Source organism: Bradyrhizobium sp. BLXBL-01, assembly GCF_051853025.1.
Lineage (GTDB): Bacteria > Pseudomonadota > Alphaproteobacteria > Rhizobiales > Xanthobacteraceae > Bradyrhizobium.
Genome location: NZ_CP182471.1, coordinates 3974155 through 3997177 on the forward strand (window position 1 = coordinate 3974155; position 23023 = coordinate 3997177).

General features: G+C 64.5%; 23 protein-coding genes. 18 read left to right on the plus strand and 5 right to left on the minus strand.

Annotated elements, in window-relative coordinates:
* Positions 1 to 81 precede the first annotated feature (81 nt).
* Positions 82 to 1170 (plus strand): cyclase family protein, encoded by a 1089-nt coding sequence (locus ACNJYA_RS18435; RefSeq protein ID WP_439367277.1) that lies wholly within the window; start codon positions 82 to 84, stop codon positions 1168 to 1170.
* A 178-nt stretch (positions 1171 to 1348) separates the two neighbouring features.
* Positions 1349 to 3223 carry a glutaminase A gene (gene glsA / locus ACNJYA_RS18440; protein WP_439367279.1) on the plus strand — a complete coding sequence of 625 codons (1875 nt, stop codon included), beginning with the start codon at positions 1349 to 1351 and terminating at the stop codon, positions 3221 to 3223.
* A gap of 43 nt (positions 3224 to 3266) precedes the next feature.
* On the opposite strand, the gene ACNJYA_RS18445 is transcribed toward glsA, so the two are convergent.
* The 4 genes from ACNJYA_RS18445 to ACNJYA_RS18460 all read right to left on the minus strand — a co-directional run bounded on the left by ACNJYA_RS18445 (position 3267) and on the right by ACNJYA_RS18460 (position 6366).
* Positions 3267 to 3908, minus strand: a complete 642-nt coding sequence (locus ACNJYA_RS18445) for a glutathione S-transferase family protein (RefSeq protein ID WP_172783627.1) — start codon at positions 3906 to 3908, stop codon at positions 3267 to 3269.
* 160 nt (positions 3909 to 4068) lie between these two features.
* A complete protein-coding gene (locus ACNJYA_RS18450) occupies positions 4069 to 4869 on the minus strand; it encodes a substrate-binding domain-containing protein (protein ID WP_212257202.1) in 801 nt (266 codons plus the stop codon).
* 15 nt (positions 4870 to 4884) lie between these two features.
* The gene (queF, locus tag ACNJYA_RS18455; RefSeq protein ID WP_061881832.1) at positions 4885 to 5337 is read right to left on the minus strand and encodes a preQ(1) synthase; all 453 of its coding nucleotides are present in this window, start codon (positions 5335 to 5337) and stop codon (positions 4885 to 4887) included.
* Between the two features lie 51 nt (positions 5338 to 5388).
* Entirely contained in the window at positions 5389 to 6366 is a 978-nt protein-coding gene (locus tag ACNJYA_RS18460) for a Vgb family protein (RefSeq protein WP_439403351.1), read from the minus strand.
* Between the two features lie 174 nt (positions 6367 to 6540).
* Here ACNJYA_RS18460 and eno point away from each other — a divergent pair, with 174 nt between their 5' ends.
* From eno to ACNJYA_RS18540, 16 genes are all read left to right on the plus strand, one after another.
* Positions 6541 to 7824 carry a phosphopyruvate hydratase gene (eno, locus tag ACNJYA_RS18465; protein ID WP_172783630.1) on the plus strand — a complete coding sequence of 428 codons (1284 nt, stop codon included), beginning with the start codon at positions 6541 to 6543 and terminating at the stop codon, positions 7822 to 7824.
* A 46-nt stretch (positions 7825 to 7870) separates the two neighbouring features.
* Positions 7871 to 9004, plus strand: a complete 1134-nt coding sequence (locus tag ACNJYA_RS18470) for a zinc-binding dehydrogenase (RefSeq protein WP_212257200.1) — start codon at positions 7871 to 7873, stop codon at positions 9002 to 9004.
* 203 nt (positions 9005 to 9207) lie between these two features.
* Positions 9208 to 9759, plus strand: coding sequence for an NADPH-dependent FMN reductase (locus ACNJYA_RS18475; RefSeq protein ID WP_212257199.1), 552 nt, complete (start codon positions 9208 to 9210; stop codon positions 9757 to 9759).
* Positions 9760 to 9921: 162 nt separating this feature from the next.
* Complete coding sequence (locus ACNJYA_RS18480) at positions 9922 to 10239, plus strand: FtsB family cell division protein (RefSeq protein WP_025036496.1); 318 nt, start codon at positions 9922 to 9924, stop codon at positions 10237 to 10239.
* A 216-nt stretch (positions 10240 to 10455) separates the two neighbouring features.
* The gene (locus ACNJYA_RS18485) at positions 10456 to 11415 is read left to right on the plus strand and encodes a GAF domain-containing protein (RefSeq protein WP_439403352.1); all 960 of its coding nucleotides are present in this window, start codon (positions 10456 to 10458) and stop codon (positions 11413 to 11415) included.
* A 233-nt stretch (positions 11416 to 11648) separates the two neighbouring features.
* Positions 11649 to 13166 (plus strand): aldehyde dehydrogenase, encoded by a 1518-nt coding sequence (gene adh / locus ACNJYA_RS18490; RefSeq protein ID WP_172783634.1) that lies wholly within the window; start codon positions 11649 to 11651, stop codon positions 13164 to 13166.
* A gap of 264 nt (positions 13167 to 13430) precedes the next feature.
* Positions 13431 to 14453: a pyruvate dehydrogenase (acetyl-transferring) E1 component subunit alpha gene (pdhA, locus tag ACNJYA_RS18495; RefSeq protein WP_172783635.1), complete on the plus strand. Its 1023-nt coding sequence runs from the start codon at positions 13431 to 13433 to the stop codon at positions 14451 to 14453.
* 28 nt (positions 14454 to 14481) lie between these two features.
* Positions 14482 to 15864 (plus strand): pyruvate dehydrogenase complex E1 component subunit beta, encoded by a 1383-nt coding sequence (locus tag ACNJYA_RS18500; RefSeq protein ID WP_212257197.1) that lies wholly within the window; start codon positions 14482 to 14484, stop codon positions 15862 to 15864.
* Positions 15865 to 15875: 11 nt separating this feature from the next.
* On the plus strand, positions 15876 to 16199 hold the full coding sequence (locus tag ACNJYA_RS18505; RefSeq protein WP_172783637.1) for a hypothetical protein: 324 nt from the start codon (positions 15876 to 15878) through the stop codon (positions 16197 to 16199).
* On the plus strand, positions 16196 to 16498 hold the full coding sequence (locus ACNJYA_RS18510; protein ID WP_439403353.1) for a DUF5076 domain-containing protein: 303 nt from the start codon (positions 16196 to 16198) through the stop codon (positions 16496 to 16498). Before ACNJYA_RS18505 ends, ACNJYA_RS18510 begins: the two co-directional genes overlap by 4 nt.
* A 2-nt stretch (positions 16499 to 16500) precedes the next feature.
* The gene (locus ACNJYA_RS18515; RefSeq protein ID WP_172783639.1) at positions 16501 to 16953 is read left to right on the plus strand and encodes a nucleoside deaminase; all 453 of its coding nucleotides are present in this window, start codon (positions 16501 to 16503) and stop codon (positions 16951 to 16953) included.
* Positions 16954 to 17015: 62 nt separating this feature from the next.
* Positions 17016 to 18368: a pyruvate dehydrogenase complex dihydrolipoamide acetyltransferase gene (locus ACNJYA_RS18520; RefSeq protein ID WP_439403354.1), complete on the plus strand. Its 1353-nt coding sequence runs from the start codon at positions 17016 to 17018 to the stop codon at positions 18366 to 18368.
* Positions 18369 to 18390: 22 nt separating this feature from the next.
* Positions 18391 to 18624: a hypothetical protein gene (locus ACNJYA_RS18525; RefSeq protein ID WP_439403355.1), complete on the plus strand. Its 234-nt coding sequence runs from the start codon at positions 18391 to 18393 to the stop codon at positions 18622 to 18624.
* 17 nt (positions 18625 to 18641) lie between these two features.
* Positions 18642 to 20063 (plus strand): dihydrolipoyl dehydrogenase, encoded by a 1422-nt coding sequence (gene lpdA, locus ACNJYA_RS18530; protein ID WP_439403356.1) that lies wholly within the window; start codon positions 18642 to 18644, stop codon positions 20061 to 20063.
* A gap of 144 nt (positions 20064 to 20207) precedes the next feature.
* Entirely contained in the window at positions 20208 to 21449 is a 1242-nt protein-coding gene (locus ACNJYA_RS18535) for a threonine synthase (RefSeq protein WP_172783643.1), read from the plus strand.
* An 81-nt stretch (positions 21450 to 21530) separates the two neighbouring features.
* Positions 21531 to 22502 carry a tripartite tricarboxylate transporter substrate binding protein BugD gene (locus tag ACNJYA_RS18540; protein ID WP_172783644.1) on the plus strand — a complete coding sequence of 324 codons (972 nt, stop codon included), beginning with the start codon at positions 21531 to 21533 and terminating at the stop codon, positions 22500 to 22502.
* 105 nt (positions 22503 to 22607) lie between these two features.
* On the opposite strand, the gene ACNJYA_RS18545 is transcribed toward ACNJYA_RS18540, so the two are convergent.
* Positions 22608 to 22994: a response regulator transcription factor gene (locus ACNJYA_RS18545; RefSeq protein WP_212257297.1), complete on the minus strand. Its 387-nt coding sequence runs from the start codon at positions 22992 to 22994 to the stop codon at positions 22608 to 22610.
* Positions 22995 to 23023 lie beyond the last annotated feature (29 nt).

Here is a 23023-nt window from a genome sequence, read left to right on the forward strand (position 1 = left end):
GACAACAGCCTAATGGAGGACGAGCATTCCGAAAACAGGATCTTAAGCCCGATCTCAGCGGGCAAACCCCGGGAGGAAACGATGGACGATACCAAAGGCGATGAAGAGAAGGGCGGTGCCGCGACCGATCGGCGGACCTTGCTCCGCACGGCAGGCATTGCCGGTGCGGCTGGGGCGGCATTCGCAGGTGCGATGCACGGCAAGTTCTCACTCGCACCGATTACCGCGGCGCAGGCTCAAACCGCGGCGATGCCAAAGGGCGTGGACAAGCCTTGGTGGCCCTCAAAATGGGGCAAAGACGACGAGGCGGGCGCGTCGAACCACATCACCCCGGCGAAGGTTCTCGATGCCGTGAAGTGGATCAAGGATGGCAAGATCTACAAGATCGGCCGCGTCTACGAGCAAGGCATGCCGTTGTTCGGCGCCCGCGCATTCTCATTGCGCATTCCCGGCGGGCCGACTGGCGGCCCGTTCGGCGACAACAAGCTCGTCTATCACGACGAGTTTCTCGCCACCGAAATCGGCCAGACCGGTACACAATTCGACGGGCTCGGCCATATCGGTATCCAGCTGGGCAAGGACGGCGACAAGAGCGAGATGCGCTTCTACAACGGCTTCAGCGCCGCAGAGATTGGCGACGCCTACGGCCTGAAGAAGCTTGGCGCCGAGAAGCTCAAGCCGCTGTTCACACGCGCCCACCTGATCGATATGGTCGCGCTGAAGGGCGGCATGATGGACGCGGGCCAAGAGATCACCTCGGCCGATATCAAGGCGGCGCTTGCGAAGCAAAGCATCGCGGAGAGCGACATCAAGCCAGGCGATGCGATCATGTTCCACACCGGCTGGGGCTCCCTGTGGATGAAGAACAATGATCGCTACAATAGCGGCGAGCCTGGAATCGGCCTCGATGCCGCGAAGTGGATCATCGAGAAGGATCTCGCGCTGACTGCGGCTGACACCTGGGCGGTCGAAGTGGTGCCCAATCCGGACAAGTCGCTCGCCTTCGTGGTTCACGCCGAATTGCAGACCAAGCACGGCATCCTCAACCACGAGAACCTGATCTTTGACGAGTTGATTGCCGACAAGAAGTACCAGTTCGTCTACTGCTTCACGCCATCGCCGATCAAAGGCGCTACCGGCAGCAATGGCTGTCCGATCGCGATCACCTGACGCGGATAAAAAGCGTGGTGGGCGGGACCTCCCCGCCCGCCACGCGAAACGCCGCCCAATAACGCCCGCCCGCGAAGGGTGCGACGCCAAGGGGCATTGCTCCCCACCACGACACCATCGGCCCGGTATACATGGCACACGAATTGCTTCGATTCTGGGCAAATCGAGGTGTGAGACCGTGGACGTCCAGACCAGTCATTCGGCCAGCGCAGCCGGTCCAGCCCGCTCGACCGGATATCCCACCAAGCCGCCGCTGCGGCGTTTCCTCACCGATTGCCACGCCGAATTCCGGACCGACAATTCCGGCGAGCTTGCCGACTACATTCCCGAGCTGAAGCGCGCCAATCCCGATCATTTCGGCATCGCGCTCGTCACCATCGACGGCCATGTCTACGAGGTCGGCGACAGCGAGGTGCCGTTCACGATCCAGTCGGTGTCCAAAGCCTTCGTCTTCGCGCTGGCGCTGGAGATGGTCGGCGAGGCGCGCGTCTCGGCCACGATCGGTGTCGAGCCGAGCGGCGAGGCCTTCAACTCAATCCGGCTCACCAACGACAACCGTCCCTTCAACCCCATGGTCAATGCCGGCGCGATCGCCTGCTCGGGCCTTATCTATGAGGTCGAAGGGAAGGGCGCCTTCGAGCGCGTCCGCGCCAAGCTCAGCGCGTTCGCCGGCCGCGAGCTCAGCGTCGACGAGGTCGTACACGCGTCGGAGACCGCGACCGGCAATCGCAATCGGGCAATTGCGTGGCTGCTGCGGAATTACGCGGTGCTGCCCGACGACGTCGATGCCGTGCTCGACGTCTATTTCCGCCAATGCGCGATCCTGGTCACCGCGCGCGACCTCGCGGTGATGGCGGCAACGCTCGCCAATCGGGGCATCAATCCGGTGACGGGCGTGCAGGTGATCACGCCGCATATCGTCGCGCGCACGCTCTCGGTGATGACGAGCTCAGGCATGTACGACTATGCCGGTGAGTGGACCTATCGCGTCGGCATTCCCGCCAAGAGCGGCGTCGGCGGCGGCATCGTCGCGGCGCTGCCCTCGCAGCTCGGGCTCGGCACGTTCTCGCCGCTGCTCGACAACCATTTCAACAGCGTGCGCGGCCTGAAGGTCTGCGAGGCGCTGTCGGCGCGGTTCGACCTGCACATGCTCAATCGCAACGCCGACGTCCGCACCAGCATCATGGCGGATTACGACGTCTACGGCATCTCCTCGCGCCGCAGCCGCCAGCCACACGAGCAGCAGATCCTCGACGAACGACACAGCGACATCCGCGTGCTCGAGCTGGTCGGTGCGATGAATTTCGCCACCATCGACTACGTCACCCGACGGCTCACCAGCGAGCCGCCGAACGCACCGCTGCTGATCATCGATTTCCGCCGCGTCCCCGACATCACCGCGGCCGGCGCTGCGCTGCTTGGCGAGACGCTGGCCGCGCTCGGCAATGCCGGCGTCACCGCCATCCTGTCCGGCTTCGAGACCAACTCCGCGGTGTGGAGCGCGATCGCCGCGCGCACCGCCGAGCCGCGCCGGCTGCGCCGCTTCGCACTGCTCGACGATGCCATCGAATGGGCCGAAGACCAGGTGATCTACCGCTTCGGCGGCTTCACCGATCTCAAGGAGAGCGCGCATCTCGGCGAGCAGGCGCTGCTGGCCGAGCTCGACGCCGAGGAGATCGCCGCGATCATCAAGCTGTCGACCACGCGGCATTACGCGGCCGGCCAGCGCATCATCGCGGCAGGCGAGCCCGCCAATTCGCTGTTCTTTCTCCAGAGCGGCATGGTCAGCGTGAAGCTGCGCAGCGGCGTTCGGCTCGCTTCCCTCGGCCCCGGCATGGAATTCGGCGAGATGGCGATCCTGGAGCAAAGCCGCAGCGCCGACGTCTTGGCCGACACGCCCGTCACCTGCCTCGAACTGCCGCTCGACAGCTTTGCCGATTACCGCCGGCTGCACCCGGAAACGTCGTTGAAGATCATGCGCAATCTCGCCGCGATCCTGGCGCGGCGCCTGGTGCTGGCGAATGCGAAGGTCGATCTCCTGAGCGCGTACTAGGCCGTCAACTCGTAAGCTTGTTGGGCAGGAGCGGGCTCGAGCACTACAATCCCGGTGATCTCGCCGCCCAAGCCTTGGTGGCCTGGCAGCTTTCCATCGCTCGGGCGTAGGCAGGGCGTGCCGTCGTGCGAGCGAGATAGTCCCGCTCGGTAGAACCGGGGACATAGTTGCCAGTTCGCAGGCCGAGCAGGAGGGCGTAGCTCACCGAGATATCGGCAGCAGTGAATCGGTCGCCAGCGAGATAGGGGCACTCCGCGAGGCGGCGGATCACCAACCCCAGGCGGCTCTCGAAGGTCTCGAGCGCCCAGCAGGTAACTCGGGCATTTCGCTCGGCTTCGGGTGCCAGTTGGCGACCGACCAAGACGGCGTTCATCGGTCCGGCGAGCCCGGCCTCGCCCAAGTGGAGAAATTGCAGATAGGAAGCGAACGCGGGATCGTCCGGGGCGACGGCAAGCGAACCTGAGCCGTGGCGGGCAAGCAGGTACTCAAGAATCGCGATCGACTCGACCATGATCGTCTCGCCGTCCTGCAGTGCGGGAATGAAGCCGGCGGGGTTGATCGCGAGGAAATCGCGATCAACCTCGGCTGCCAGCAGATCGACCGGGCGCAGCCGATAAGCCAACCCCAATTCCTCAAGCAGCCAAACAACACGGAAGCCACGACCTTCGCCATAGACGGTGAGCATAGCTAAGCGTTCCTAGATTGGGCTAGATATACTGACTCGCAGAGGTAAGCCACGCGCGCAACGTCGATCTGCTATGGGGTCCAGAAATTCGTCGCGCCGGGTCCGCGCCAGCGGCGCAGCGTTTCACGCTGCACCGCGTCCGGACACGGGCCGGGTTGTCTCACTTCGCCCCGTCAGCTGCCGCGATAGGCTCCATCCCGCTCGCGATGATCGCGTCGCGTGCGGCGGGGGAGGCGAGGAAGTTTATCAAGGCGCGGCCAGCCTCCGGCTCCTTTGCGCCCGTCGCAATCCCAGCCGAGAAGATCGTAATCTTCTGCAATTCGTCCGGCAGCGGTCCGACGATGTCGATGCCCTTGACGGGCTTCAATTCGCTGATCTGCTGAAAGCCGAGCTCGGCCTCGCCATGCGCGACGATCTCGCCGACCGGCGTTGCCGGAATCTTGCGGGCCTTGTCCTTCATGACGTCGGCAATGCCGAGCTTGTCGAACATCTCGGTCGAGACGTAGACGCCGCTGGCGCTGTCGGAATAGGCGATCGTCTTCGCCGCCAGCAGCGCGCGCTTGACGGCATCGGCCGAGCTGATGTCCGGCTTCGGCGCGCCCGATTTCACCGCGATTCCGATCGGTGACCTCGTGAGATCGACCTGGCTGCCGGCGACGACCTTGCCTTTGCTCGCGAGGTCGCTCAGGGCATAGCCCACCATGATCAGGACGTCGGCCGGCTCGCCGCGCTCGAGCCGGACGGGAATCGCGTTGGCGGTCGTTCCCATCGACGGCCCGTATTCCGTGAGCACCTTGTTGCCCGTGGCCTTCTCGAATTCCGGCACGAGCGCCTTGTAGGCGGCCGTCAGTCCGCCGGAGATCATCACCCGCACCTCAGCGGCATCCGATGTGCCGGTCAGCAAGAGGACGCCGAGGACACCTAGCGCAAAGTTACGGAATGTTGCGGAGATTGATGTCATCGTCGTCGTCTCCAACTAGCCCCGTCCGCGATAGGGCGCAACGCCTTGCTCAGGCACCCACAGGCCCTTCGGCACGCGGCCGGTCTGCCAGAACACGTCGATCGGGATGCCGCCACGCGGATACCAATAGCCGCCGATGCGCAAGAATTTCGGCTTGATCTCGGAAGCGATGCGCTTGCCGATCATCACGGTGCAGTCCTCGTGGAAGGCGCCGTGATTGCGGAAGCTCGCGATGTAGAGTTTCAGCGATTTCGATTCCAGCAGCCACGCCCCCGGCGCGTAGTCGATCATCAGATGCGCAAAATCCGGCTGGCCCGTGACCGGGCAGAGCGAGGTGAATTCCGGCACGGTGAAGCGGACCAGATAGTCCGTGCCCTTCTGCGGATTGGGTACGCGATCGAGCTGGGCTTCTTCCGGCGTGTGCGGCCACTCGACCGCGCGGCCGAGTTGGAGGGATTTTTTCGCCATCGTCGTCACATCCTTTTACGGATGTCGGGATGGACGCAATCGCGGCCGTCGTCAACCGGCGGCGATGGTCTGGATCATGACGATGCGGTCGTTGCCGGACTCGCAGCCCCACAGCTCGCCCGGACGGCCGTCGAGCTGGCGGACATTGGCGTTGGCCTTGTCGCTCACGAACACGTTGAACTTCTCGGTTGCGGGATCGAAGCGGACGATGGCGTTGGCGGAGAAATCGGTCAGCCAGACCTTGTCCTTGTCATCGACATACACGGCATAGGCGCGGGGACGTTCGCCCGGCAGCTTCCAGGTCTTCCACGAGCCGTCGGCTGGATCATGCACCGAGACGTGGCCGCTGTTCCACTCGCTGACCCAGATCCGGCCTTTCGAATCCGACCAGACGCGCCGCGAGCCCTGGTTCGGGGTCGGCGGCTCGACCACGGTCGCATTGCCGCCCGCGCGGTCGATCTTCGCGATATGGCTGCCAGCGAGGGAGGCGTACCAGACATCACCCTTGGGCGTCGCCGTGATGCCGTAGGGGCCCACCCCCTTCGGCGCCTTGAACACATTCATCTCGCCGGTCTTCGGAGACAGCCGGCCGTAATAGCCGGATTGCCCGGTGAACCAATAGGTGCCGTCCTTGTCGAACACGCCGGTGTTGAGATTGGCTGAGGCGAACCTTTCCGGCAGGCGGAACAGCGTGACGCTGAGATCGGAAGGGGCGACCCGCGCGATCGCGTTCTGGCCGCCCTCGGTGATCCAGGGCGCGCCGTCGGGGCCGATCGTCACGCCGTGTGGGGCCGCGCCCTGGCCGAGGCTGACCGTCTTGAAACGGCCATCGCGTGGATCGAGTCTGCCGAGCAGGCCCTTGCCCTGCGCCGTGAACCAGATGGTGCCGTCGGGGGCGGGGGTGAGATCATGCAGGCCGATGCCCGGGCTGATGGGATAGTATCTCGTCCGGAACGGGCCTTCCTGCGCAAAACCTGGGCGGGCGGCAAGCAGCGCGGCGCTCGAAGCAAGAAACTGGCGGCGATTCATGGCGTTACCCCGACTGTTTGAGATTGAGGTTGGGCACGCGGACCAGGTGCGGCGGAGCATAGTCTGAGGCACCTCACGCGTCAGTCAGAGCAGTGCGTCCAAGCGTTCACATTTGCTTGCGGCCCGTGTAAGACCCGCGGCACCGATCAGCCCCAACGAACGGAAGTGGACATCATGACCGCCATCATCGACATCATCGGCCGCGAAATTCTCGATAGCCGGGGCAATCCCACCGTCGAGGTCGATGTCGTGCTGGAGGACGGCGCGCTCGGCCGCGCCGCGGTTCCGTCCGGCGCCTCCACCGGCGCCCATGAGGCCGTGGAACTGCGCGACGGCGACAAGGCCCGCTATCTCGGCAAGGGCGTGACCAAGGCGGTCGGCGCCGTCAACGGCGAGATCTTCGAGGCCCTCAGCGGCCTCGACGTCGAGCAGCAGGCCCAGATCGACCAGATCATGATCGACCTCGACGGCACGCCGAACAAAAGCCGGCTCGGGGCCAACGCCATTCTCGGCGTCTCGCTGGCATGCGCCAAGGCGGCCGCGAACTCGCTCGACATGCCGCTCTACCGCTATGTCGGCGGCACCTCGGCGCGCCTGCTGCCGGTGCCGATGATGAACATCATCAATGGCGGCGTGCACGCCGACAACCCGATCGACTTCCAGGAATTCATGATCCTGCCGGTCGGCGCATCCTCGTTCGCCGAAGGTTTGCGCTACGGCGCGGAAGTCTTCCACACGCTGAAGTCCGAATTGAAGAAGGCCGGCCACAACACCAATGTCGGCGACGAGGGCGGCTTCGCCCCGAACCTGCCGTCGGCCGACGCCGCGCTCGACTTCGTCATGAACGCGATCGGCAAGGCCGGCTTCAAGGCGGGCGCCGACATCATGCTCGGCCTCGACTGCGCCTCGACCGAGTTCTTCAAGGACGGCAAATACGTCTATGAAGGCGAGGGCAAGACCCGCTCGATCTCCGAGCAGGCGAAATATCTTGCAGACCTCGTCTCGCGCTATCCGATCGTGACGATCGAGGACGGCATGTCGGAGGACGACATGGACGGCTGGAAGGAGCTCACCGACCTCATCGGCAAGAAGTGCCAGCTGGTCGGCGACGACCTCTTCGTCACCAACGTCAAGCGCCTCGCCGAAGGCATCAAGACCGGCCGCGCCAATTCGATCCTGATCAAGGTCAATCAGATCGGCACGCTGACCGAGACGCTCGCCGCCGTCGAGATGGCGCACAAGGCCGGCTACACTTCGGTGATGTCGCACCGCTCCGGCGAGACCGAGGATTCCACCATCGCCGACCTCGCGGTCGCCACCAATTGCGGTCAGATCAAGACCGGCTCCCTTGCGCGGTCCGATCGCACCGCCAAATACAATCAGCTCCTGCGCATCGAGCAGCAGCTCGGCAAGCAGGCGCTCTATGGCGGCAAGGCGGCACTGAAGGCGCTGGCATAAGCCGGCGTCTCGATCCGCGCGAAGAGAAGGACAGGGGAGGATCGACATGAGTGACGGCAAGACCGGACTGGAATTGCGTTCGCTGCTCAAGAAAAGCGGCGAGCTGGAATTGTCTCTCGTGACGGTCCCGACGCCGGAGCCGGCCGACGATGAGGTCGTGGTTCGCGTCGAGGCGACCCCGATCAACCCGTCAGACCTCGGGCTGCTGATCGGGGCGGCCGACATGTCGGCCGCCAAGGCCTCCGGCACCAAGGAGATGCCGGTCATCACCGCGACGATGCCGGAGGCGGCGATGCGGATGATGGCGGCGAGATTCGATCAGTCGCTGCCGGTCGGCAATGAGGGCGCCGGCACGGTGATCCGGACTGGATCGTCGGACGCAGCGAAGGCCCTGATGGGCAAGACGGTGTCGATGATCGGCGGCGCGATGTACACGCAGTACCGCGTGCTGAAGGTCCGCGACGTCATGGAGCTGCCGCCGGGCACCACGGCCGCCGACGGCGCCTCCTGGTTCGTCAATCCGCTGACCGCACTCGGCATGACCGAGACGATGCGGCGGGAGGGCCACAAGGCGCTCGTGCACACGGCGGCCGCATCCAATCTCGGCCAGATGCTCAACAAGATCTGCATCAAGGACGGCATCGGTCTCGTCAACATCGTCAGGAACAAGGAGCAGGCCGACATCCTGCACAAGATCGGCGCCAAATACGTCGTGGATTCCAGCGTACCGAGCTTCATGGACGATCTCACCAACGCGCTGGTCGAGACCGGCGCCACCATCGCCTTCGACGCCATCGGCGGCGGCAAGCTGGCGAGCCAGATCCTGACCGCGATGGAGATCGCGGCCAACAAGACCGCGAAGGAGTACAGCCGCTACGGCTCCAACGTGTACAAGCAGGTCTACATCTATGGCAGCCTCGACACGCGGCCGACGGAGCTGAACCGCTCGTTCGGCCTGAGCTGGGGCGTCGGCGGCTGGCTGCTTACGCCATTCCTTCAGAACATCGGCCCGGCCGAGATCGGCCGCCTGCGCCAGCGCGTGGCATCCGAGCTCAAGACCACCTTCGCCAGCCATTACACCAAGGTGGTGTCGCTCGCCGAGGCGCTCGATCTCGCCAATATCGGGGTCTATGCCAAGCGCGCCACCGGCGAAAAATTCCTCATCAACCCGAACAAGTGATCGGTTCGGTCGGTTATCGAGACACATCAGGCCGCCGCTTGGCGGCCTGATTGCTTTTGATTGTGGCCCGGATGGAGCGCAAGCCGACCCATTTCCGGAAACGCAGCGTTTCCAAATCCGACCAGTTCATGCACTTGCATCTATCGGCCCGGATGGCTTAAGTGCCCTCCCGGCATTCCCGCTCAAGCCTTCAAGGACACCCAATGGCCTACAACATCGTCACGATCGCTGGCAGCCTGCGCAAGGACGGCTTCTCGCTCAAGATCGCCAATGCGCTCGCCAAGCTCGCGCCTGCCTCGCTCAAGCTCGAGGTGATCACGCCGGCGGGCATCTCGTTCTTCAACCAGGACCTCGAGGGCGCGCCGCCCGCGGACTGGCTCGCCTTCCGCGAGAAGCTCAAGACGTCGAATGGCGTTCTGTTCGTCACGCCCGAATACAACCGCTCGATTCCCGGCGTCCTGAAGAACGCCATCGACGTCGCCTCGCGGCCCTATGGCAAGAGCTCGTTCCTCGGCAAGCCGGTCGGCATCATCTCTAACTCGCCGGGTCCGCTCGGCGGCGTCAGTGCGGCCAAGCATCTGCAGACCATCCTGCCTGGCATTTCCGGTCCGATCCTTCAGCAGCCGGAAATCTATCTCAATGGCGTCGGCGATGCCTTCGATGCGGAGGGCAACCTGACCAAGGACTCCCTCAAGACGGTGCTGCAGCAATACATCGAGGCCTTCGCCGCGCATGTGGCGAAGAATCAGGGCTGAGTTCTCGCTCTCTCCGTCATGGCCGGGCCTTGTCCCGGCCATCCACGTCTTTGCCGACCTCACTGAAGAACGTGGATGCCCGGGACAACCCGGGGCATGACGATTGGCGTATTGAGAGAGGCAATTAGCACTCCCTTAACCAACCTGTCCCATCTTCCGAAGATGGTCTCACGCGCGCGCCTGAAGTCGATCCTGACCGGCCTTGCCCTCTATGCGATGGCGGCGGCGATCGTCGGCTATTTCGGCGTCAACGCCTATACCGGCAAATACGGTCTCAACGCCCGCCAGGAACTGGATCAGGAGATCATCGCGTTGACGAGCGAGCTGGCTCAGCTCAAGCGCGAGCGGGCCAGGAGCGAGCAACGGGTGTCGCTGCTGCGGTCGGAGAAGATCGACCCGGACATGCTGGACGAGCGGGCGCGCTTCCAGCTCGACTATGTCCATCCGCGCGATCTCGTTCGGATGATCCCGGCGAACTAGCCATCCGCAGCTTCTGAAAGCCGCAGCGAAAGTCGCTGCTGAAATCCGACCACTCTGTCCTTTTGCCTCCTGCGAAGGTCGTAACCCCGGAACCGCGCGGTTGCCTTGACGGCGGCGCCGCGGCGGGCTCATGCCTTTGGTGGCGCTCGCTGAAGTTGACGCAGATCAACCGGACAGCACCGGCACGTCCTACACTGCTATCCGGAGGAAACTGTGATGAATGGGACAATGCCCCGGCATCACGCGGCCCGTGTCGAGGCCGCCATCGCGTCAGGCCAGGCGGCTCGCTCCGCGCTCGTGGCCTCGTGGCGTCGTTCCTCCCGATTGCATCACCTTGATCCCAGCGGTCGCGCCGCGCCGATGCGGCTGACCGAAGCCGAGCTGCAGCAGGCGCAAGAGCGCATCGCGCCGCTTCTGGCGGCCGCGCAGGGCGCGATGGACCGGCTATATCAGGCCGTCGGCGCTGCGGGCTGCTGTGTGCTGCTCGCCGATCGCGAGGGCGTGCCGGTCGATCGCCGCGGCACGGCGGCGGACGATGCGACGTTTCAGTCCTGGGGCCTGTGGACGGGCGCGCTCTGGAGCGAGGAGCATGAGGGCACCAACGGCATTGGCACCTGCCTCGTCGAGCAGCGTCCGCTGACCATCGATCGCGACCAGCACTTCTTTGCCCGCAACACGCTTCTGAGCTGCACCGCCGTTCCGATCTACGACCACGAGGCGGCGCTCGCGGGCGTGCTCGACGTCTCCTCCTGCCGCGCCGACCGCACCGACGCCTTCGCCAGCCTGATCGCGCTCGCGGCGGGCGAGGCGGCCAAGCGGATCGAAGCCGACCTGTTTCGCAAGGTCTTCGCCCATGCCCGCATCGTGCTGACGCAGGCGGCGGACGGAAGCTGCGGCGGCCTCGTTGCGGTCGATGCGGACGATCTGGTGATCGGCGCAACGCGCTCCGCCCGGCTGGCGCTCGGCATCGCGACCGGCGGTGCGTTGCGGCCGATGCCCGCGGCCGATCTTCTCGGCGGTGATGCCGCGCACGATCATCTTGCCGGAGGCCAGCGTGCGGTGCTGCAACGCGCGCTGCTGCGCGCCGGCGGCAACGTTTCCGCCGCCGCCAAGGCCCTCGGCGTCAGCCGCGCCACGCTGCACCGGAAGCTCAAGCGGTTCGAGCTGAACCACTAGGCCGCGCTATTCCTCAATCGTCATTGCGAGCGCAGCTCGCAATGACGGTGGAAGCCGCTGGTGCGCCAATTGCTCCTTGCTTCTGACGGGCGAGTACAACTGTCGCAGAACTGCGACAGGTCCGCTCCGCGATCGCGTCCGCCCGGGCTGACAGAAAACGCCTCCCGCATCATCGTCTGCGCAAGTCGCGAACAGGCGACGACAAGCGCAAACAGCAACATCGGGAGTGATCAATGAACAAGGTGGAATTCCTCAGCGTCACCAAAGTTCCCTTTGCCGAACGCTACGACAATTTCATCGGCGGCAAGTTCGTCGCGCCGATCTCCGGGAAATATTTCGATAATGCCTCGCCCCTGACCGGCCAGGTCGTCTGCAAGATCGCGCGGTCCGACGCGCAGGACGTCGAGGCGGCACTCGATGCGGCGCATGCCGCCAAGGCCGCCTGGGGCCGCACCAGCGTCGCCGAGCGCGCCGCGATCCTGAACCGGATCGCCGACCGCATGGAAGAAAACCTCGAGCGCCTCGCGATTGCCGAGACCTGGGACAACGGCAAGCCGATCCGCGAGACGCGCGCCGCCGACCTGCCGCTCGCGATCGACCATTTCCGCTATTTCGCCGGCGTGGTGCGTGCCCAGGAAGGCTCGATCGGCGAGATCGACCACGACACCATCGCCTACCATTTCCACGAGCCGCTCGGCGTGGTCGGCCAGATCATTCCCTGGAACTTCCCGCTTCTGATGGCCTGCTGGAAGCTCGCGCCGGCGCTCGCCGCCGGCAATTGCGTGGTGCTCAAGCCCGCCGAGCAGACCCCGGCCTCGATCATGGTCTGGGCCGAGATCATCGCCGACCTGCTGCCGCCGGGCGTGCTCAACATCGTCAACGGCTTTGGCCTCGAGGCCGGCAAGCCGCTGGCGTCGAGCCCGCGCATCGCCAAGATCGCCTTCACCGGCGAGACCACGACGGGCCGGCTGATCATGCAATATGCCAGCCAGAATCTCATCCCGGTGACGCTGGAACTCGGCGGCAAGTCGCCGAACATCTTCTTCAAGGACGTCACCGCCGAGGACGACGATTTCTTCGACAAGGCGATCGAGGGCTTCGTCATGTTCGCGCTGAACCAGGGCGAGGTCTGCACCTGTCCGAGCCGGGCGCTGGTCCACGCCGACATCTACGACCGTTTCATGGAGCGGGCGCTCAAGCGCGTCGCCGCGATCAAGCAGGGCGATCCGCGTGATGCCGCCACCATGATCGGCGCGCAGGCCTCCAGCGAGCAGCTCAGCAAGATCCTCTCCTATATCGACATCGGCAAGCAGGAGGGCGCCAAGGTGCTGGCCGGCGGCGGACGCGCCGATCTCGGCGGCGATCTCACCGGCGGCTTCTACGTCCAGCCGACCGTGTTCGAGGGCCACAACAAGATGCGAATCTTCCAGGAGGAGATTTTCGGCCCCGTCGTCTCGGTCACGACCTTCAAGACCGACGAAGAGGCGCTCGCGATCGCCAACGACACGCTCTACGGCTTGGGTGCCGGTGTCTGGAGCCGCGACGCCAATCGCTGCTACCGCTTCGGCCGGGAGATCCAGGCCGGCCGGGTCTGGACCAACTGCTACCACGCCTATCCCGCCCATGCGGCGTTCGGCGGCTACAAGCAGTCGGGTGTCGGGCGCGAGACCCACAAGATGATGCTCGATCACTACCAACAGACCAAGAACCTCCTGGTCAGCTACAGCCCGAAGAAGCTCGGCTTCTTCTGATCGGGTCGGAGCGGGCGGCGCCGCTTCGGCGCCGCCCGCTCCGAATCTCGGGATTGGCGCACGCACCGTTCTTGATCCGGTCACGAATCTGCGCACGCCATGGCGTGCATAGATTTGTTGCCTGATCAGCGCCAAAGATTTTCCAATATTTCGATCACGCTGCAGTGCGGCATAATGAAAGTCGTGCCATGCCGCCGCGGTGCTTTCCAAGGGCGTTTGACTTGGGTTAGAGAGGGCGAAAGTTTTCTCTGACCCGGAATTCCCATGGCCGCACCCAAGAAAGCCGCCGCAAGCGCTCCACAGGACAAGTCCGACGGCGGTTCGCCCCCGGAATTCACCAGGGAGCAGGAGCTCAAGGCGCTCCGCGACATGCTCCTGATCCGGCGGTTCGAGGAAAAGGCCGGCCAGCTCTACGGCATGGGCGCCATCGGCGGCTTCTGCCACCTTTATATCGGCCAGGAGGCCGTGGTGGTCGGCATGCAGATGGCGCTGAAAGAGGGCGATCAGGTCATCACCGGCTATCGCGACCACGGTCACATGCTTGCGACCGGCATGGACGCCAACGGCGTGATGGCCGAGCTGACAGGACGCCGCGGCGGCTATTCCAAGGGCAAGGGCGGCTCCATGCATATGTTCAGCAAGGAGAAGCACTTTTACGGCGGTCACGGCATCGTCGGCGCGCAGGTCTCGCTCGGCACAGGCCTCGCCTTCGCCAATCACTATCGCGGCAACGGTAACGTCAGCGTCACCTATTTCGGCGACGGCGCGGCTAACCAGGGCCAGGTCTATGAGAGCTTCAACATGGCGGAGCTCTGGAAGCTGCCGGTGATCTTTGTCATCGAGAACAACCGCTACGCCATGGGCACCTCGGTCTCACGCGCCTCGGCGCAGCAGGATTTTTCCAAGCGCGGCGCGTCCTTCAACATTCCCGGCAAGCAGGTCGACGGCATGGACGTCCGCGCCGTGAAGGCGGCGGGCGAGGAGGCGGCGGCCTGGTGCCGCGCCGGCAAGGGTCCCTTCATTCTGGAGATGCAGACCTACCGCTATCGCGGCCATTCGATGTCCGATCCTGCAAAATATCGCACGCGCGAGGAGGTCGAGAAGGTTCGCCACGACCAGGACCCGATCGAGCAGGTGCGCAACCGCCTGCTCGCCGCCAAGGTCAGCGAGGCCGATCTGAAGGCGATCGACGCCGAGGTGCGGGACATCGTCAACGCGTCCGCCGATTTCGCCCAGCATGATCCCGAGCCGGATGCCGCCGAGCTCTGGACCGACGTTTACCGCTGAACGCGCGCTAGCTTTCTTTGGAGTCGATATGCCAATTCAAGTGCTGATGCCCGCGTTGTCGCCCACGATGGAGAAGGGCAACCTCGCCAAATGGCTGAAGAAAGAGGGCGAGACGATCAAGTCCGGCGACGTGATCGCCGAGATCGAGACCGACAAGGCGACCATGGAGGTCGAGGCGACCGACGAGGGCACGCTCGGCAAGATCCTGATCCCCGAAGGCACCGCTGATGTCGCGGTAAACACACCGATCGCGACCATTCTCGCCGATGGTGAGAGCGCGGCTGATCTGGCGAAAGCACCTGCAGCGGCCGCGAAGGCTGCGGAGTCCGCGCCGCCAGCCGCAGCAAAGGCCGAGGCGCCTGCGCCGAAAGCTGCGCCTGCTCCGCAGGCCGTCGCCGAGCCCGATCCGGAAGTCCCCGCCGGCACCGAAATGGTGACGCAGACCATCCGCGAAGCGCTGCGCGACGCCATGGCCGAAGAGATGCGCCGCGATGCGGACGTGTTCGTGATGGGCGAAGAGGTGGCCGAATATCAGGGCGCCTACAAGGTGACCCAGGGCCTGCTCCAGGAGTTCGGCGCCAAGCGCGTGATCGACACGCCGATCACCGAGCATGGCTTTGCCGGCGTCGGCGTCGGTGCGGCGATGACCGGCCTCAAGCCGATCGTCGAGTTCATGACCTTCAACTTCGCCATGCAGGCGATCGACCAGATCATCAACTCCGCGGCCAAGACGCTCTACATGTCCGGCGGCCAGATGGGCTGCTCAATCGTGTTCCGCGGACCGAACGGTGCGGCTGCGCGCGTCGCCGCCCAGCACAGCCAGGACTACTCGGCCTGGTACTCGCACGTTCCGGGCCTCAAGGTCGTCGCCCCGTATTCGGCGGCCGATGCCAAGGGCCTGCTCAAGGCTGCGATCCGCGATCCCAATCCGGTGATCTTCCTCGAGAACGAGGTGCTGTACGGCCACACCGGCGAAGTGCCGAAGCTCGATGATTTCATCATCCCGATCGGCAAGGCGCGCATCGTCCGCGCCGGCAGCCACGTCACCATCATCTCGTGGTCGAACGGCATGACCTATGCGCTGAAGGCCGCCGACGAGCTTGCCAAGGACGGCATCGAGGCCGAGGTGATCGATCTGCGCACGTTGCGGCCGATGGACACCGAGACCATCGTCAACTCGGTCAAGAAGACGGGCCGCGCTGTGACGGTGGAAGAGGGCTGGGCCCAGAGCGGCGTCGGCGCCGAGATCGCCGCACGCATCATGGAGAACGCCTTCGACTATCTCGACGCGCCGGTGACGCGCGTGTCCGGCAAGGACGTACCGATGCCCTATGCCGCGAACCTGGAGAAGCTCGCGCTGCCCTCGGCGGCGGAGGTGGTCGAGGCCGCCAAAGCCGTCTGCTACAGGTAGAATAGGCAACCATGTATAAGCTAACCTGGCATATCTACTGGCGCTGGATATTGGCAGCTCTGGCTTTTACGGCGGCTATTCCGCTCGTGGTCATGGTCGTTGAGTTTCCGGTGATGCTTTTGGTGGCGATCCTGTCGCGCATGCTGGGCTATCCGGAATTTGCGGCCACTGCCACGACCGTCGTCAACGCGATGATCTTCCAGCCGGTCGTTTTGGCTGGTTTGTTTTTCGCCGTTGGTTTCCTTGCGCTCCGGTCCATGCTGAAGCGAGCGATTGGAGTAGAGTTTGACGGGAAGGTTCTTGTCCTCCAGGACGCATCGAGTTCGTCGCAATGAGCGGCCCCAAGGAGCAGCCACTGCCGCCCGACGTCATGACCCGCGACGACGCGGTCGAGATCCTGCGCGTCTTCGTGCTGGATGGCGGGCTGTCGATGGCGTTCCAGCGCGCCTTCGAGGAGCCCGACATGTGGGGGCTATTGCTCGTCGATCTCGCCCGCCACGCCGCGCGCGCCTATGCGCGCGAGAGCGAATACACCGAGGAGGACGCGCTGAACCGGATCCTCGACATGTTCCAGGCCGAGATGGAGCGTCCCACCGACACCGGCACCACGACGCCGCGCGGCAAGGGGCACTGACCATGGCAATCGAATCCTATCATTACGATTTCATGCTGGAGGCGATCCGCGAGGCGGAAGCCTCAATCGCGCAGGGCGGCCTGCCGATCGGGGCGGTGCTGACGCGCGACAACAAGATCATCGCCCGCGGCCACAACAATCGCGTGCAGGAGAACAATCCGATCCTGCACGGCGAGATGAGCTGCCTGCGCGAGGCCGGCGCGATCTCGTTCCACGATACCGTCATGTACACGACGCTGTCGCCGTGCTCGATGTGCGCCGGCGCGCTCGCGCTGTTCAAGGTCAAGATGGTGGTGATCGGAGAATCCATCACGTTCCCCGGCTCCAAGGATATCCTCGACAAGTTCGGCATCCCCTGGATCGACCTTGCCGACGATCGCTCCATCACCATGATGAAGAATTGGCGTTCCATCCCTGCCAATGAGCGCCTGTGGCAGGGCGACATCGGCAACTAAACCTGGTCTGTTCGTCGCCGCTGTCGGAGACGACGTTTTGCAAAGTTCTTCTTGAGGTCAGCATGCCCATCAACATCCTGATGCCCGCTCTCTCGCCGACGATGGAGAAGGGCAACCTCGCCAAGTGGCTGAAGAAGGAAGGCGACAAGGTCAAATCCGGCGACGTCATTGCCGAGATCGAGACCGACAAGGCGACCATGGAGGTCGAGGCGATCGACGAGGGCACGATCGCCAAGATCCTGGTGCCCGAGGGCACGCAGGACGTTCCGGTCAACGACGTGATCGCCGTGCTCGCCGGTGAGGGCGAGGACGTGAAAGCCGCAGGGAGCGCCAAGCCCAGCGCTTCGGCCGCGCCGCCGAAGGCCGCCGAAGCCCCAGCGGCCGCACCGGCTGCCGCGCCAGCGCCTGCTGCGCCCAAGGCCGCGCCGCCGCCCGCAGCACCCGCGCCGCAGCCCGCAGCTCCGGCCGCCCAGGCAAATGGCCATGGCGGTCGCGTGTTCTCATCGCCGCTGGCGCGGCGCCTCGCCAAGGAAGCCGGCATCGATGTCGGCATGGTCACCGGCACCGGCCCGCACGGCCGCGTGGTCGCGCGTGACGTCGAGCAGGCCAAATCCGGCAAGGGCCTCAAGGCACCCGCCGCGGCGCCGTCAGGCGCGCCGGCGATCGCGCCGACCATGTCGGACAAGCAGATCCTGTCGCTGTTCGAGCCGGGCTCGTACGACATTGTCCCGCATGACGGCATGCGCCGCACCATCGCGCAGCGCCTGACTGCGTCGATCCAGAACGTCCCGCATTTCTATCTCACCATCGACTGCGACATCGGCAAGCTGCTCGCCGCGCGCGAGGAGATCAATGCGGCTGCACCCAAGGACAAGGAGAAGAAGCCGCTCTACAAGATCTCGGTCAACGACTTCGTCATCAAGGCGATGGCGGTGGCGCTGCAGAAGATCCCGAACTGCAACGTGAGCTGGACCGAAAGCGGCATGGTCAAGCACCATCATTCCGACGTCGGCGTTGCCGTTGCGATGCCCGGCGGCCTGATCACGCCGATCATCCGCAAGGCCGAGACCAAGACGCTCTCGACCATCTCCAACGAGATGAAGGACTTTGCGGCGCGCGCACGTTCCCGCAAATTGAAGCCCGAGGAGTATCAGGGCGGCACCACCGCCGTCTCCAACCTCGGAATGTATGGCATCAGCCACTTCACCGCCGTGATCAACCCGCCGCATGCGACGATTCTCGCGGTCGGCACCAGCGAGGAGCGTCCCGTGGTGCGCGGCGGCAAGATCGAGATCGCGAACATCATGAGCGTGACCTTGTCCTGCGATCACCGCGCCATCGACGGCGCCCTCGGCGCCGAGCTGATCGGCGCGTTCAAGCAGCTGATCGAAAACCCTGTGATGATGATGGTCTGACGCGGCGGCAGAGGGGGCAACCTTGCATGTCCGGACCCGCTGGCCATGGATATCGCTGCTACTCGGAGCCATCGTCGCGCTCAACCCGATCGGGCTCGATTTTCTTCACTCTGCGTTCTTTGCCGGCGAGCAGCTGGCACGGAACATCGCCCAGCCGATCGTGCTCACCGCGCTGACCATCATGGTTTTGGTGGTGGTGCTCGAATGGCTGGTGAGGTCTTTTCTGGTCAAGCGCCGCGCCCGCGGCGCTTCTTGAGTTGAACGGGAGCCGCTATGGCCGATACATCCTTCGACGTCATCATCATCGGCTCCGGCCCCGGCGGCTATGTCACCGCGATCCGCGCCGCGCAGCTCGGCTTCAAGACCGCGATCGTCGAAAAGTCCTATCTCGGTGGCATCTGCCTGAACTGGGGCTGCATCCCGACCAAGGCACTCTTACGCTCGGCCGAGATCTACCACTACATGCAGCACGCCAAAGACTACGGCCTGTCGGCGGAGAAGGTCTCGTTCGATCCGAAGGCCGTGGTGCAGCGCTCGCGCGGCGTCTCCAAGCGGCTGAACGACGGCGTCGGCTTCCTGATGAAGAAGAACAAGGTGAGCGTGATCTGGGGCGCCGCCTCGATCGATGCGCCCGGCAAGGTCACCGTGAAGAAGTCCGACGTCGAGGGCCCGAAGGGCGCGCTGGGCGAGGGGACTTATCAGGCCAAGCACATCATCGTCGCGACCGGCGCACGGCCGCGCGTGCTGCCCGGCCTCGAGCCCGACAAGAAGCTGATCTGGACCTACTTTGAAGCAATGGTGCCGGAGCGGATGCCGAAGTCGCTGCTGGTGGTCGGCTCCGGCGCGATCGGCATCGAGTTCGCCTCGTTCTTCCACACCATGGGCTCCGACGTGACCGTGGTGGAAGTGCTGCCGCAGATCCTGCCTGTCGAGGACGCCGAGATCGCAGGCTTCGCCCGCAAGCGGCTGGAGAAGCAGGGCATCAAGATCATGTCCTCCACCAAGGTGACAAAGCTGGAGAAGAAGGCCGACAGCGTCGTCGCCACCATCGACGACGGCAAGGGCAAGCCCGTCACGACCGAGTTCGAGCGCGTAATCTCGGCGGTCGGCGTCGTCGGCAATATCGAGAATCTCGGCCTGGAAAAAGTCGGTGTCAAAACCGATCGCGGCATCATCGTGGTCGACGGCTACGGCAAGACCAACGTTCCCGGCATCTATGCCATCGGCGACGTCTCCGGTCCTCCGATGCTCGCGCACAAGGCCGAACATGAGGGCGTGATCTGCGTCGAGGCGATCAAGGGCCTGCACCCGCATCCCATGGACAAGAACATGATCCCGGGCTGCACCTATTGCCATCCGCAGGTGGCCTCCGTCGGTTTGACCGAAGCCAAGGCCAAGGAGAACGGCCGCGAGATCCGCGTCGGCCGCTTCCCCTTCGTCGGCAACGGCAAGGCGATCGCGCTCGGGGAGGATCAGGGCCTGGTCAAGGTGATCTTCGACAAGAAGACCGGCCAGCTGTTAGGGGCCCACATGGTCGGCGCCGAGGTCACCGAGCTGATCCAGGGCTACGTCGTCGCCATGAACCTGGAGACCACGGAAGAAGAGCTGATGCACACGGTGTTCCCGCATCCGACATTGTCGGAGATGATGAAGGAAGCCGTGCTGGATGCGTACGGACGGGTGTTGAATATTTGATGGCTGGCATCGCCGCCCACCGCCGTCATTGCGAGCGCAGCGAAGCAATCCAGACCGCCTCTGCGGAAAGACTCTGGATTGCTTCGCTTCGCTCGCAATGACGAGCAGAGAGAGCCGTTTGCAGAACAAGAAGGAAATCATCCCATGCACGACAATGACAACCTCACCATCGAGCGCCCGACCTTCGTCACCCATCTCGAATGTGCCATGGAAGGCGACCATTACGCCGCCGACCAGGTCCACAACCTCTCCAAGGCCGGCAAGCCGCTTCTGGTGCGCTACGATCTTGCGGGCGTGAAGAAGGCGCTGACCAAGGACGCACTCGCCCAACGCCCCGGCGACATGTGGCGCTATCGCGAGCTGCTGCCGGTTCGCAAATGCAAGGACATCGTCTCGCTCGGTGAAGTCACGACGCCTCTGATCCGGCTGCCCAAGCTCGGCAAGAAGCTTGGCGGCGGCGAGATCATCGTCAAGGACGAGGGACGGCTGCCGACCGGCTCGTTCAAGGCGCGCGGTCTCGTGATGGCGGTGTCGATGGGCAAGGCGCTCGGCATCAAGCACATGGCGATGCCGACCAACGGCAATGCCGGCGCGGCGCTGGCGGCCTATGCGACCTCCTGCGGCATCAAGACCACGATCTTCTGCCCGGCGGATACGCCTGAAGTGAACGTCAGCGAGATCGAGCTCCAGGGCGCGACCGTCTACCGCGTCAACGGCTATATCGACGATTGCGGCAAGATCGTCGGCGAGGGCAAGGCCAAGGTCGGCTGGTTCGACACCTCGACCTTGAAGGAGCCGTACCGCATCGAAGGCAAGAAGACGATGGGCCTGGAGCTCGCCGAGCAGCTTGGCTGGGACGTGCCCGACGTGATCTTCTATCCGACCGGCGGCGGCACCGGCCTGATCGGCATGTGGAAGGCCTTCGACGAGCTGGAGAAGATCGGCTTCATCGGATCAAAGCGCCCGCGCATGGTTGCGGTGCAGGCCTCGGGCTGCGCGCCGATGGTGCGGGCCTATGAGGCCGGCACCGAGCACGCGACGCGCTGGGAGGACGCCCACACCATCGCCTCGGGCATCCGCGTGCCGCAGGCGATCGGCGATTTTCTCATTCTGCGCGCGGTGCGCGAGAGCAAGGGCTTTGCCATTGCGGTCGACGACGACAAGATCTCGGCGGCGCTGAACGAGGTCGCGCGCGAGGAGGGGCTGCTGCTCTGTCCCGAGGGCGCCGCAACCTACGCCGCCTACAAGGAGAGCCTCGCCGACGGCCGCGTCAGCAAGACCGACCGCGTCATGCTGTTCAACTGCGCGACCGGCCTGAAATACCCGCTGCCGCCGGTCACCCGCACGCTCGATCGTCACAAGCCGATCGACTATTCCCAGTTCTAGCGCGGCAATACGCCACGAATGATCCCTCTTCCCGTACGCGGGAAGAGCAAGAACAATATCGACATCGCTGGGGAGAAGACAATGACGAAGGCCGTCTGGGCTGCGCTGATTGCTGTTCTCGCTGTCGCAGGCGTCGCGCGCGCCGACGATTATCCCTCCCGTCCCATCACCATCATCGTGCCGTTCGCGGCCGGCGGGCCGTCGGATGCGATGGCGCGCGTGCTTGCCGAGCGGATGCGCGTTTCGCTCGGCCAGCCCCTGGTGGTCGAGAACGTGACCGGAGCAGGCGGCTCGATCGGGGTCGGCCGTGCCGTGCAATCGCCGCCCGACGGCTACACCATCTCGTTCGGCCATCTCGGCACCCACGTCGCCAACGGCGCCGTCTACAAGCTCAAATACGACCTCGTCGCCGACCTCGAGCCGGTGGTGCTGCTGCCGAGCAATCCGATGATCGTGGTCAGCAAGAACGCGGCGCCCGCGACCTCGCTGAAGGAGCTATTGGACTGGCTGAAGTCGCGGCCGTCGCCGCCGACCGCCGGCACCGCCGGCGCAGGCTCCGGCAGCCACATCGCCGGCGTCTATTTCGAGAGCGTCTCCGGCATCAAGCTGCAATACGTGCCGTATCGCGGCACGGCGCCCGCATTGAACGACCTGATCGCCGGCCAGATCGACATCATCGTCGACCAGACCTCCAACTCCATCAGCCAGGTCCGCGCCGGCACCATCCGCGCCTACGCCGTCACCGACGACAAGCGCCTCGCCTCGGCGCCCGAGATCCCGACCGCGGAGGAGGCGGGCCTCAAAGGCTTCAACATGACGCTGTGGTCGGGCATGTGGGTGCCGAAGGGCACGCCGAAGGAGATCGTCGCAAAGCTCAATGCCGCGGCCGTGGAAGCACTGAACGATCCTGCGGTGAGGAAGCAGCTCGAAAGCCAGGGCCTGGAGATGACGCCCAAGGATCAGCTCACGCCCGAAGCGCTCGCCACGCGGCAAAAGGCCGAGATCGCGAAATGGTGGCCGATCATCAAGGCGGCGAACATCAAGGTAGATTGAGACGGTCGGCGCAGGCCTCGCGGTGTGGCGAAGTTCCGCGAATTTTCTGAGTAGGCCGCCAGCGCGGCGATCTCGGTCACTGCCGCGTTTGTGGGCCGCGGGCGCTCACGACGTGGTTTGGTGATCGGGTGCCAGCGCACGGTCCAGGCATTGCATCAGATCCGAGGCAGCGAACGGCTTACCGAGAAAACAGATTGCGCCCGCATTGAGTGCCCGCACACGCACGCCGTCATCCGGGAAAGCTGTGATGAATATGAACGGCGTGGCCGAACCCTGCGCCCGCATCTGCGTCAACAGATCGATTCCGCTCATCAGCGGCATCTGCACGTCGGCGATCACGCACGAGGTGTCGCTCGAATCGGTCGAGCTCAAGAACTCTTCCGCCGAGGCGAATGTGTGGACGTTGTATCCGCGCGATTCCAAGAGATTGTTGATCGCGGCCCGAACGTAGGGGTCGTCGTCAAGCACCGAGATGACCGAAGCCACTGACAAGACGTCCGCTCCTCGCCGGGAATTACGCT

Coding starts and splice junctions, on each gene's coding strand:
- eno (WP_172783630.1), top strand. CDS start 6,541: ATGACCGCCATCATCGACATCATCGGCCGCGAAATTCTCGATAGCCGG.
- ACNJYA_RS18450 (WP_212257202.1), bottom strand. CDS start 4,869: ATGACATCAATCTCCGCAACATTCCGTAACTTTGCGCTAGGTGTCCTC.
- ACNJYA_RS18505 (WP_172783637.1), top strand. CDS start 15,876: ATGTATAAGCTAACCTGGCATATCTACTGGCGCTGGATATTGGCAGCT.
- ACNJYA_RS18500 (WP_212257197.1), top strand. CDS start 14,482: ATGCCAATTCAAGTGCTGATGCCCGCGTTGTCGCCCACGATGGAGAAG.
- adh (WP_172783634.1), top strand. CDS start 11,649: ATGAACAAGGTGGAATTCCTCAGCGTCACCAAAGTTCCCTTTGCCGAA.
- pdhA (WP_172783635.1), top strand. CDS start 13,431: ATGGCCGCACCCAAGAAAGCCGCCGCAAGCGCTCCACAGGACAAGTCC.
- lpdA (WP_439403356.1), top strand. CDS start 18,642: ATGGCCGATACATCCTTCGACGTCATCATCATCGGCTCCGGCCCCGGC.
- ACNJYA_RS18485 (WP_439403352.1), top strand. CDS start 10,456: ATGAATGGGACAATGCCCCGGCATCACGCGGCCCGTGTCGAGGCCGCC.
- ACNJYA_RS18520 (WP_439403354.1), top strand. CDS start 17,016: ATGCCCATCAACATCCTGATGCCCGCTCTCTCGCCGACGATGGAGAAG.
- ACNJYA_RS18540 (WP_172783644.1), top strand. CDS start 21,531: ATGACGAAGGCCGTCTGGGCTGCGCTGATTGCTGTTCTCGCTGTCGCA.
- ACNJYA_RS18475 (WP_212257199.1), top strand. CDS start 9,208: ATGGCCTACAACATCGTCACGATCGCTGGCAGCCTGCGCAAGGACGGC.
- ACNJYA_RS18435 (WP_439367277.1), top strand. CDS start 82: ATGGACGATACCAAAGGCGATGAAGAGAAGGGCGGTGCCGCGACCGAT.
- ACNJYA_RS18510 (WP_439403353.1), top strand. CDS start 16,196: ATGAGCGGCCCCAAGGAGCAGCCACTGCCGCCCGACGTCATGACCCGC.
- ACNJYA_RS18515 (WP_172783639.1), top strand. CDS start 16,501: ATGGCAATCGAATCCTATCATTACGATTTCATGCTGGAGGCGATCCGC.
- ACNJYA_RS18445 (WP_172783627.1), bottom strand. CDS start 3,908: ATGCTCACCGTCTATGGCGAAGGTCGTGGCTTCCGTGTTGTTTGGCTG.
- ACNJYA_RS18460 (WP_439403351.1), bottom strand. CDS start 6,366: ATGAATCGCCGCCAGTTTCTTGCTTCGAGCGCCGCGCTGCTTGCCGCC.
- ACNJYA_RS18470 (WP_212257200.1), top strand. CDS start 7,871: ATGAGTGACGGCAAGACCGGACTGGAATTGCGTTCGCTGCTCAAGAAA.
- queF (WP_061881832.1), bottom strand. CDS start 5,337: ATGGCGAAAAAATCCCTCCAACTCGGCCGCGCGGTCGAGTGGCCGCAC.
- ACNJYA_RS18535 (WP_172783643.1), top strand. CDS start 20,208: ATGCACGACAATGACAACCTCACCATCGAGCGCCCGACCTTCGTCACC.
- ACNJYA_RS18480 (WP_025036496.1), top strand. CDS start 9,922: ATGGTCTCACGCGCGCGCCTGAAGTCGATCCTGACCGGCCTTGCCCTC.